General features: G+C 69.4%; 11 protein-coding genes. 2 read left to right on the top strand and 9 right to left on the bottom strand.

The window, feature by feature from the left end:
• Nucleotides 1–1168 (bottom strand): efflux RND transporter periplasmic adaptor subunit (locus tag BGO22_RS00230; protein WP_286848214.1); only part of this gene is annotated, 1168 nt, incomplete at its 3' end.
• A 111-nt stretch (nt 1169–1279) separates the two neighbouring features.
• Here BGO22_RS00230 and BGO22_RS00225 point away from each other — a divergent pair.
• Nucleotides 1280–2020 carry a TetR family transcriptional regulator gene (locus tag BGO22_RS00225; RefSeq protein ID WP_070397893.1) on the top strand — a complete coding sequence of 247 codons (741 nt, stop codon included), beginning with the start codon at nt 1280–1282 and terminating at the stop codon, nt 2018–2020.
• On the opposite strand, the gene BGO22_RS00220 is transcribed toward BGO22_RS00225, so the two are convergent.
• From BGO22_RS00220 to BGO22_RS00185, 8 genes are read right to left on the bottom strand one after another with little or no spacing between them, the layout of a single operon-like run.
• Nucleotides 1921–3099 (bottom strand): MFS transporter, encoded by a 1179-nt coding sequence (locus tag BGO22_RS00220; RefSeq protein ID WP_419880072.1) that lies wholly within the window; start codon nt 3097–3099, stop codon nt 1921–1923. The two genes, BGO22_RS00225 and BGO22_RS00220, sit on opposite strands and share 100 nt — an antisense overlap.
• Nucleotides 3096–4484, bottom strand: a complete 1389-nt coding sequence (locus tag BGO22_RS00215; RefSeq protein ID WP_070397895.1) for a DNA recombination protein RmuC — start codon at nt 4482–4484, stop codon at nt 3096–3098. The genes BGO22_RS00220 and BGO22_RS00215 overlap by 4 nt, the downstream gene beginning before the upstream one ends.
• A gap of 2 nt (nt 4485–4486) precedes the next feature.
• On the bottom strand, nt 4487–5485 hold the full coding sequence (locus BGO22_RS00210) for a 2-hydroxyacid dehydrogenase (protein ID WP_070397896.1): 999 nt from the start codon (nt 5483–5485) through the stop codon (nt 4487–4489).
• 45 nt (nt 5486–5530) lie between these two features.
• Complete coding sequence (locus tag BGO22_RS00205) at nt 5531–6943, bottom strand: sodium:proton antiporter (RefSeq protein ID WP_070397897.1); 1413 nt, start codon at nt 6941–6943, stop codon at nt 5531–5533.
• Nucleotides 6944–6957: 14 nt separating this feature from the next.
• A complete protein-coding gene (locus tag BGO22_RS00200; RefSeq protein ID WP_070397898.1) occupies nt 6958–7305 on the bottom strand; it encodes an FKBP-type peptidyl-prolyl cis-trans isomerase in 348 nt (115 codons plus the stop codon).
• A 49-nt stretch (nt 7306–7354) separates the two neighbouring features.
• On the bottom strand, nt 7355–8074 hold the full coding sequence (locus BGO22_RS00195) for a nitroreductase (protein ID WP_070397899.1): 720 nt from the start codon (nt 8072–8074) through the stop codon (nt 7355–7357).
• The gene (locus BGO22_RS00190; protein WP_070397900.1) at nt 8071–8514 is read right to left on the bottom strand and encodes an acyl-CoA thioesterase; all 444 of its coding nucleotides are present in this window, start codon (nt 8512–8514) and stop codon (nt 8071–8073) included. The genes BGO22_RS00195 and BGO22_RS00190 overlap by 4 nt, the downstream gene beginning before the upstream one ends.
• Nucleotides 8511–9497, bottom strand: coding sequence for a histone deacetylase family protein (locus tag BGO22_RS00185; protein WP_070397901.1), 987 nt, complete (start codon nt 9495–9497; stop codon nt 8511–8513). The genes BGO22_RS00190 and BGO22_RS00185 overlap by 4 nt, the downstream gene beginning before the upstream one ends.
• A 251-nt stretch (nt 9498–9748) precedes the next feature.
• Here BGO22_RS00185 and BGO22_RS00180 point away from each other — a divergent pair, with 251 nt between their 5' ends.
• Nucleotides 9749–10291: a phasin family protein gene (locus BGO22_RS00180; RefSeq protein WP_070397902.1), complete on the top strand. Its 543-nt coding sequence runs from the start codon at nt 9749–9751 to the stop codon at nt 10289–10291.
• Nucleotides 10292–10488: the final 197 nt, after the last annotated feature.

Here is a 10488-nt window from a genome sequence, read left to right as displayed (position 1 = left end):
CACCCGGCTTCTTCCAGGGCACGGGCTTGACGGTGCCGCCCGGACGCAGTTTCTGGAAGCCGTCGACCATGACCTGGTCACCGGCCTTGAGGCCCTCGGTCACGACCCACTGACCCTCTTGCTGGCCCCGCACGGTGATGTTGCGCGGCGCGACCTTGCCTTCGCCATCGACCACCATCACCGAATCGCCCTGCGCCGTGCGCGTGACGGCCTGCTGCGGCAGCAGCAGGGCATTGCCCGCCGTGGCCTGTTCGATGCGCACGCGCACATACAGGCCGGGCAGCAGCACGCCATCGGGGTTGGGCACCTCGGCGCGCAGCGTCACCTGGCCGGTGGCGCTGTCCACGGTGAGGTCGGAAAACAGCAGGCGGCCATCGCGGCCATAGACCGAGCCGTCCTCCAGCACGATCTTCACGCGGGCGACCTGATCGCCCGCGCCCTTGAGCGAGCCGCTCTGCAAGGCGCGCCGCAGGCGGTAGACCTCGGAGGCCGACTGCGTGAAGTTCACGTACATGGGGTTGATCTGCTGGATCACGGCCAGCGGCGTGGGCTCGCCCTGCCCCACCAGCGCGCCCTCGGTCACCAGCGCGCGGCCGATGCGCCCGCTGATGGGCGCCGTGACGTTGGCGTAGCCGAGGTTGATATTGGCGGTCTGCACCGCGGCGCGGCCAGCGGCCACGTCGGCCTCGGCCTGCTTCTGCGCGGCCTGGGCGTTGGCGTATTCCTGCTGGCTGATGGCGTTTTCCTTCACCAGCGGGGCATAGCGCTCGGCCAGGGCCTTGGCCTGGGTCAGGTTGGCCTCGGCGCGGGCCAGCGTGGCGCGCGCGCTCTGCAGCGTGGCCTGGTACGGCGCGGGATCGATCTGGAACAGGCGCTGGCCGGCCTTGACCTCGCTGCCCTCGCGGAACAGGCGCTGCTGGAGGATGCCGGCGGCGCGCGCCCGCACCTCGGAGACGCGCGAGGCCTCCAGGCGACCCGGCAGTTCGTTGACCAGGCCCACATCGCCCAGAGCCACGGTGATCACGCCCACCTCGGGTGGAGGCGGCGCGCCGCCGCCGGCCTGGGCCGGGGCGCCCTGCTTGCCGCAGGCGACCACCAGGGCGGCCAGGGCGATGGCAACAAGGGTTTTGGCCGCGCGGGAGCGCGGCAGCGGGAAGGAACTGGGCATGGAATAGACCTCGGCGCGCGGGTGGGCTCGGGAAACGCGCGAGTATACATACGTGAATGTATGTATATTCGGCTTTTTTCCGCAAAACCCCTCTTTTACCAAAGTCCATTCATGGCCCGCCGCACCAAAGCTGAAGCACAGGAAACACGCAACCGGCTGCTCGACGCCGCCGAGCGCCTGTTCCAGGCCAAGGGCGTGTCGGGCACCACGCTGAACGACATCGCCACCGCCGCGGGCGCCACGCGCGGCGCGGTCTACCACCACTTCAAGGACAAGGCGGACCTGTTCAACGCCATGATGGAGCGCGTGACCCTGCCGCTGGAGACCTCACTCGCCGAGGCGGGCCGCGCGGCCGCCGCCGAGGACGATCCCCTGCGCTCCCTGCGCGACACCATGGGCAGCGCCTTGCGCCAGACGGCGCGCGATGAGCGCACGCGGCGCGTGTTCGAGGTGGCCACGCACAAGGTGGAATACACCGACGAGATGCAGGCCGTGCGCGATCGCCACCTGCGGGTGCGCAACGAGTGCATGGCCGTGACCCGAGACACCCTTCAGCTGGCCGCGCAACGCCAGGGCCTGAGCCTGCCCATTCCCCTGTCGGCGGCGGCGCTGGGCCTGCACGTGATGATCGATGGCCTGATCCAGAACTGGCTGCTCGACCCCAAGGCCTTCGACCTGGTCGCGCGCGGACGCCAGACCATGGACATCTACCTCACCGGCCTGGGCTTTCGGGAGCCGGCGGCCGACCGCCGTCAAGGCCGCGAACGCTCCGGCGGCGCGACCGCCGGCCGCAAGCGCCAGGCCATGGGCGAGGCCATGCCCACCACGCCCCCCACGGCCCAGAACACATAGGCCACGCCCACCGCCGCCCCGGCCGAGCCGAACAGCAGGGGCATCGCAACGCTCGATCCGTTGATGGCCATGGCGCGCAGGCCCAGGGCCTCGCCGTGGCGGTGCGGCGGCGTCATCTGGTGCAGCATGCTCATGATCATGGGCTGCACCGACCCCAGCGCAAAGCCCAGCAGCACGGACAGCGTGGCCATGGCCCAGGCCGCGTACGCGAAGGGGTAGAGGGCGAACAGCGCGGCGGTGGCGAACATGGCGGCGGCGATCACCGCCGATTCGCGCAGGCGCGCGGCGATCCAGGGCATGAGCACGCGGATGGCCGTGGCCGCGAGCGCGAAGCCGCCCAGGATGGCACCGATGGCGGTGGCGCTCAGGCCGCGCTCGTGGCCCAGCACAGGGACCAGGAAGGTGTGCACGTCCCAGCAGGACGACAGCATCCAGTTCAGTGCCATGAGGCGGCGGAAATCGGGTTCGCGCAGCAGGTCCCACGAAGACCGCTTCTGAGCGCCCTCGGGCGCGGGCTCGCGCGGCAGCTCCTGCGTGCGCCGCACCCACCACCAGGCCAGCCAGGGCAGCAGCGCGAGCACCAGGTAGGCCCAGCGGAACCCCGCGTGGTCGATGGCGAAGCCGGCCAGCACCGGCCCCAGGAAGTTGGAGATCGACGGGCCCACCGCCATCCAGCTGAACACCTGGCGCAGCTCGGTCGCGTCGTGCGCGAGCCGGCCCACGTGGCGCTGCAGCGCGATCATGGCCAGGCCGCTGGCCGCGCCGCAGGTGGTGGCCGACAGGCACAGCACCCAGAACGTGGGCCAGGCCACCGCCGCCAGCGCGCCCACGCTGGCCACGGTAACGGCCAGGCGCACCGGCCGCTGCAGGCCGTGCCGGTCGGCGAAGCGGCCGGCGGGCAGCGCCAGGAACACCGGCGCCAGCGCAAACAGCGCCAGCAGCACGCCCACCGACCAGGCGCTGTGGCCTTCGCGCAGCGCCATCAGGGGCGCGGCCATGCGAAAGCCGGTCATGCAGGCGTGCACGCTGATCTGCGAAGCGATCAGCCGCGCGAGGTCCACGCGCAAGCGGGGGTTCAAGGGGCCTCGGGGTCGGTGGGATCGCTGTCCAGCGGCAGCAGCGCGCTGCTGCGGTCCTGCGGCAGCGCTTCCACGGTCTTGAGCGCGCGGCCCATGGCGCGGCTGCGCACCTCGGCCTGGTCCAGGGTGTTGAGCACCGTCTGGGTCTGGCTCTTCACGCGCGCCAGCACGTCGCCGAACTTGCCGAATTCGGTCTTGACCGCGCCCAGCACCTGCCAAACCTCGCTGCTGCGCTTCTCCAGCGCCAGCGTGCGAAAGCCCATCTGCAACGAGTTGAGCATGGCCATCAGCGTGGTCGGGCCGGCCAGGGTGACGCGGTGCTCGCGCTGCAGCAGCTCCATCAGGCCGGGGCGGCGCAGCACCTCGGCGTACAGGCCCTCGGTGGGCAGGAACAGGATGGCGAAGTCGGTGGTGTGCGGCGGCTCGAGGTACTTGTCGGCCATGGACTTGGCCTCCAGGCGGATGCGCTGCTCCAGCGCGCGGCCCGCGGCCTCGGCGCCGTCCCCATCGGCGCGCTGCTGGGCATCGAGCAGGCGCTCGTAGTCTTCGTTCGGGAACTTGGCGTCGATCGGCAGCCAGCACGGCGCGCCGTCGTCGCCGCGGCCCGGCAGGCGAACCGCGAAATCGACCGGGTTGCGCGAACCCGGGCGCGTGACCACCTGGGCTGCGTACTGGTCGGGCGCGAACACCTGCTCCAGCAGCGCGGCCAACTGGGCCTCGCCAAACATGCCGCGCGTCTTCACGTTGGTGAGCAGGTGCTTGAGGTCGCCCACACCCTGCGCCAGCGTCTGCATCTCGCCCAGGCCCTTGTGCACCTGCTCCAAGCGGTCGGCCACCTGCTTGAAGCTCTCGCCCAGGCGCGCTTGCAGCGTGCTCTGCAGCTTCTCGTCGACCACGGCGCGCATCTCGTCGAGCTTGGCGGCGTTGCCCTGTTGCAGCTGCGTGAGCTGGGCGTCCAGCGTGGTGCGGATCTCGGCCAGGCGGCGCGCGTTGGCCTCGCTCATGTCCTGCAGTTGGCGCGTGAGCGCGTCGCCCAGCGCGCCGCGCAGCTGCACCAGTTGCTGGGCGAAGCCGTCGAGCTGCGCGTTCTGCGTGCGCGTGGTTTCGGCCGACTGCGCGGTGATGGACTCCTGGAAGCGGCTCAGGCTCTGCTGCTGCTCCTGGCGCGCGTTGCGGGCGTTGTCGCTCACCTCGCGCCGCAGCTCGCCTTCCACGTGCTCCACGCGCTGGGCGATCTGTTGTAGCTGCGCCAGCACCGCCTGGCGGTGGGCGATGTCCTCCGGCGACACCGCGGGAGGTTCGGGCCGGCGGCGCCACAGCAGGAGCTGCAGCACCACGCCGCCGAGGGCCAGTGCCAGCAGCGCGATCAGCAACCAAGTGTCCATGGTCAGGCGCGCGCGCCTTTCCCGATGATCTCGGCGTTGAGCGGCGTGCGCGGCTGGCCGGTGGTGAGGTAGTCGATCACGTTGTCGGCCGCCAGCATGGCCATGGCGCGCCGCGTCTGGATGGTGGCGCTGGCGATGTGCGGCGTGAGCACCACGTTGGGCACGGTGAGCAGATCGGGGTGCACCTGGGGTTCGCCTTCGAACACGTCCAGGCCGGCGGCGGCGATGCGCCGCTCCTTGAGCGCCTTCGCCAGCGCCGCGTCGTCCACGATGCCGCCGCGGGCGATGTTGACCAGCGTGGCGCTGGGCTTCATCTGCGCGATCTCGGCCGCGCCGATGGCGTGGTGGCTTTCCTTGCTGTAGGGCAGCACCAGGATCAGGTGGTCGGCCTCGCGCAGCAGCGTGGCCTTGTCCACGTAGCGGGCCTGGCACTCGGCCTCGGTGGAGGGATCCAGGCGCGAGCGGTTGTGGTAGATCACCTTCATGCCGAAGCCCAGTGCGCCGCGGCGCGCGATGGCCTGGCCGATGCGGCCCATGCCCAGGATGCCCAGGGTGCTGCCGTGCACCTCGGCGCCCGCGAACATGTCCAGCGCCCAGCGGTTCCACTGGCCGGCGCGCAGGAAATGCTCGCTCTCGGTGAGGCGGCGCGCGGTGGCCATGAGCAGCGCGAAGCCGAAGTCGGCCGTGGTTTCGGTGAGCACGTCGGGCGTGTTGGTGGCCAGCACGCCGGCCGCGCTGAGCGCGGGCACGTCGAAGTTGTTGTACCCCACCGCGATGTTGGCCACGATGCGCAGCGAGGGCACGGCCTGGACGATGGCACCGTCGATGCGCTCGCTGCCGGTCGTCAGGGCGCCCACCTTGCCCTGCAGGCGCTCGATGAGTTGGGCCGGCGCCAGCACGCCATCGGCGTCGTTGTGATCGACTTCGAAGTGCTGGCGCAGGTGCTCGACGACCTCGGGGAAGATCTTGCGGCTGATGAGGATGGCGGGCTTGGCGGCCATGCGGCGGGTCTCCTTGGGGTGGTGTTGTGCGGGAAGCGGGTCGGGTCAGAGGAACCAGATCCAGGTGACGACCAGGAACAGCGGCAGCAGGATGCCCACCGACCAGGCCATGTAGCCGAAGAAGCTGGGCATCTTCACGCCGCGGTCTTCGGCGATGGCCTTGACCATGAGGTTGGGCGCGTTGCCGATGTAGGTATTGGCCCCCATGAACACCGCGCCGGCCGAAATGGCGATCAGCGTGGGCGCGAGCGTGGTCATCAGCACCTGCGGGTCGCCACCGGCGGTGTTGAAGAACACCAGGTAAGTGGGCGCGTTGTCCAGGAAGGAGCTCAGCGCGCCCGTGGCCCAGAAGTACATGGGGTTGTTCGGCGAACCGTCGGCGTGCGTGACCGCGCGGATCACGGCCGCGAACGGACCGTCCACGCCGGCCTTGAGCATGGCGATGACCGGGATGATGGTCAGGAAGATCGCCGCGAACAGCTTGGCCACTTCCTGCATAGGGGCCCAATTGAACTGGTTGCCCTCGTGCGCGCTCTCGGGCGTGATGCGCAGCGAAACCAGCGTGACGATGATCAGGCCGACGTCGCGCACGATGCCGGGCAGGCCGACCTCGGTGCCGGCGACGTTGAACACCACCGGAGACTTCCACAGGCCGCTCATCAACACCAGCACCACCACCACGCCCAGCAGCGCGAAATTGATCGCGCCGTCGAAGCCCAGGCGCGGCGTGTCGGGCGTGGGATCGGGCGCGCGAACCTCTTCGCGGCGGCGGTAGTAGTACGAGTCGATCAGATAGAACAGCACCAGCAGCACGCCGATGATGAAACCGGTCTTGGCCCACAGGTGCTCGAGCGTCCAGAAGAAGCCCACGCCCTTGAGGAAGCCCAGGAACAGCGGCGGATCGCCCAGCGGCGTGAGCGCGCCACCGGCGTTGGACACGATGAAGATGAAGAAGACCACCACGTGCACCTGGTGCCGGCGGTTGTCGTTGGCACGGATCAACGGGCGGATCAGCAGCATGGAGGCGCCGGTGGTGCCCATGAAACTGGCCAGCACCGCACCGATGGCCAGGATGCCCGTGTTCAGCCCCGGGCTGCCGTGCAGGTTGCCGCGCACGAAGATCCCGCCGGCGACGGTGAACAGCGCCGTGAGCAGGATGATGAAGGGGATGTACTCGGCCAGCGCCGCGTGCACCACCGCGGCGCCCGTGGCGCCAGCGCCGAACGTGAGGGCGAACGGCACCAGGAAGGCCAGTGCCCAGGCGGCCGACACCTTGCCGAAGTGGTGGTGCCAGAACATGGGCGCCAGCAGCGGCATGACGGCAATGGACAGCAGCACGCCGGCGAAGGGCAGGCCCCACCAGGCGGACAGCTGGCTGCCGTCGAGCTCGGCGGCACCGGCCAGGCCGGGCAACAACAGGGACGACAGGGCCAGGGCCCTGAGCGAAAGGGAGCTCACGCCGCGCCCCCCGTTCAGACGGCCAGCAGGTCGACTTCGAACAGCAGCGTGGCGTTGGGCGGGATCACGCCGCCAGCGCCGCGCGCGCCGTAGCCGAGCTCGGCCGGGATCACCAGGCGGCGCGTGCCACCGACCTTCATGCCCTGCACGCCCTCGTCCCAGCCGCGGATGACGTGGCCCATGCCCAGCGGAAATTCGAAGGGCTGGCCGCGGTCCTTGCTCGAATCGAACTTGCTGCCGGCGGCGCCGTTGACGTACAGCCAGCCGGTGTAGTGCACCTGCACCGGTCGGCCTGCCTGGGCTTCCTCGCCCTGCCCAACCACGGTGTCTTCGTATTGCAGGCCGCTGGGGGTGGTGATCATGTTTGTCTCCTGAAAAAGAAAAGGAAAAGCGGAAAGAGAGCGCGCGGCCTCAGCCCAGCCAGTGGGTGAACGACGAGACCGGCTCGCGCGGCGTGTGGAAGCCGTTGACGGGCTCGTCGGGGTTGGCGTAACCCAGCGCCATGCCGCAGACCACCATTTCGTCGGGGCCGGCGCCGATGTGCGGGAGGATGATTTTCGCGAAACCGTTCCAGGCCGCCTGGGGGCAGGTGTGCAGGCCCTGGCCGCGTGCGGCCACCATGATGTTCTGCAGGAACATGCCGTAGTCCACCAGCGAGCCGCGGCCCATCACGCGATCGAGCGTGAACATCAGGCCCACGGGCGCGTCGAAGAAGCGGAAGTTGCGGTGGTGCTGCGCATGCATCTTGTCCTTCTCGCCCTTGTTGATGCCCAGCAGACCGTACAGGCCCCAGCCGTTCTCGCGCCGGCGGTCGATGTAGGGGCTGACCCATTTCTCGGGGTAGTAGTCGTACTCCTCGCGGTACTCGGCGGCCAGCGCGGGGTTGGCGTAGATGGCGTCGTGCGCGGCACAGACCTTGGCCACGAGTTCGTCGCGCACCGCATGCTGCAGCACGTACACGCGCCAGGGCTGGGTGTTGGTGCCCGACGGGGCGCGGCTGGCCACGTCCAGGATGTGTTCGATGGTCTGGCGCGGCACCGGCGTGGGCAGGAAGGCGCGCACCGACATGCGGCTGGTGATGGCGGCGTCGACGCTCGCGGGGTCGATCGCGACGGGCTCGGCGAGGTTCATCTCAAGGTCTCCAGGGTCTTCTTCAAGGCGTCGGGCAAGGGCACGGGGCGGCGGCTGGCGCGGTCCACGTAGACGTGCACGAAGTGGCCGTGCGCCGCCGTGCGGTCCGCGCCATCGGCGAACAGGCCCACCTCGTAGCGCACGCTGGACGTGCCCAGGTGCGCCACGCGCAGGCCGGCCCACACGGTCTGGGGAAAGCTCAGCGGCTCGAAATAGTGGCACTGCGTCTCCACCACCAGGCCGATGACGCCGCCCGCGTGGATGTCGAGCGCGCCGGATTCGATCAGGTGCGCGTTGACCGCCGTGTCGAACCAGCTGTAGTAAACGACGTTGTTGACGTGGCCATAGACGTCGTTGTCGGCCCAGCGGGTGCCGATGGCGCGAAAGACGCGGAAGTCGCTGCGGGGCCGGGCCTGGGGACGGGATGCCGGTGCGGTCATGGCCCGGGATTGTGCCAGTGCGTACCGGCCGGGGTTCCAGCCGCCAGCGCCGGCGGCCACGCCTGCCAGCGGCGCTCGAAAGCCAGCGCCGTGCGGTAGGTGTTGATCTGCACCTGCACCGTGGCCTCCAGGTCGTGGCCGTAGCCGCCGCCCATGGCGAAGACCAGCGGCAGCCGGCGCGACCAGGCCCAATCCATCACGCGGCGGTCGCGCGCCTCCAGGCCGTCGAAGCTGAGCTTGAGGCGCCCCAGGCGATCGCCCTCGTGCGGGTCGGCGCCCGCCAGGTAGAGCACCAGTCCGGGCTCGAAGCGGCGCGCCAGCTCGTCGAGCGCCAGGTCCAGGGCGTACAGGTAGTCGTCGTCGCCGCAGCCGTCGGGCAGCTCCACGTCCAGGTCGCTCGGCTCCTTGCGGAAGGGAAAATTCTTGGCACCGTGCAGCGAGAGCGTGAACACACTGGGGTCGGCCGCGAACAGGCGTGCCGTGCCATTGCCCTGGTGCACGTCAAGGTCGACGATGGCCACCCGCAGCGGCTGGCGGTGGCGGCGGGCGTGTTCGGCCTGCATCAACCGCGCGGCGACCGCGAAGTCGTTGAAGACACAGAAGCCACCTCCCTTGTCGGCATAGGCGTGGTGCGTGCCGCCCGCCAGGTTGGCCGCCAGGCCACCGCCCTGCCCCATCACGCGGCGCGCGGCCTGCAGCGTCGCGCCCACCGAACGGCGCGCGCGCTCGGCCATCGCCGGGCTCCAGGGGAAACCGATCTCGCGCTGCATCGCAGGGCTCAGGGAGCCGTCCGCCACCGCGGCGATGTAGGCCGGCGCGTGCACCAGGGCCAATTCCCCGTCGCTGGCGGGCAGCGCCTCGTGCAGATCCACTTCGGGCAGCTCGCACGCCAGGCGTTCGCGCAAACGGCCGTACTTGGCCATGGGAAAGCGGTGCCCGCTGGGCAGGGGCAGCACGAAGTGATCGGCGTAGTAGGCGTGCACGGGGCGCGGGCGAAACGGCGGCGGCGCATTGTGGGCGCGGCGCGAAGCCGCAGCGCGGGCCCCGGGTTTAGAAAGCACCCCCTAAATTGTTGCAATGCAGCAAAAAGGGCTTGCATCGCTGGCCCGGCTCCTCAATAATTCGACCCATGTTGCAGCGCAGCATAACGAACGAGACCACCGTTCGAGCCGAGGCCACCCGCCTCCACGCCGCAGCCTCTGTTGTCCCCCATCCACCCCTCAGGAGAATCTTCATGCTGACCGCCGAACAAATCATCGCCGCCCAGAAGTCCCAGATGGACACCCTCTTTGGCCTGACCCAGAAGGCTTTCGAAGGCGTCGAGAAGCTGGTTGAACTCAACCTGCAAGCCACCAAGGCCGCCCTGTCCGAGTCCGCCAACAACGCCCAGGCCCTGCTCAGCGTCAAGGACGCCCAGGAACTGCTGAACCTGCAAGCCAGCCTGATGCAGCCCCTGGCCGAGAAGACCGTGGCCTACAGCCGCCACCTGTATGACATCGCCTCCGGCACCGGCGCCGAGTTCGGCAAGGCCGCCGAAGCCACCGCCGCCGACGCCCAGAAGAAATTCATGGCCGTCGTGGACAACGCCGCCAAGAACGCGCCGGCCGGCTCCGAAACCGCCGTCGCCGTGATGAAGAGCGCCGTGTCCGCCGCCAACAACGCCATCGAGTCGGTGCAGAAGGCCGTGAAGCAGGCCACCGAAATGGCTGAGTCCAACTTCAACACCGTGGCCGCCACCGCCGTGAACGCCTCCAAGACCGCCGCCAAGAAGCGCTGAAATAGCACAAGAACGCTGCCGTTGATCGCGGGACTTGACATTCCGTCGCCCGCCCACAATTGACAGCGTATTGCAGGCCTTAGTCTGAACGCCCAAGGTTTGCTGTCATCGGTTTTTTCTGGTTGTCTCCTCGGGTCCTTTTCGAAATTCGGTTTCATCGGACCCTTCACAGCCCTCACCCTACGGTGAGGGCTTCT

It is taken from the genome of Hydrogenophaga sp. 70-12 (assembly GCF_001897365.1).
In the GTDB taxonomy this organism is placed as follows: Bacteria; Pseudomonadota; Gammaproteobacteria; order Burkholderiales; family Burkholderiaceae_C; genus Hydrogenophaga; species Hydrogenophaga borbori.
The sequence above is the reverse complement of the archived record's forward strand: the minus strand, read 5'-3'. Positions and strand labels throughout refer to the sequence as shown.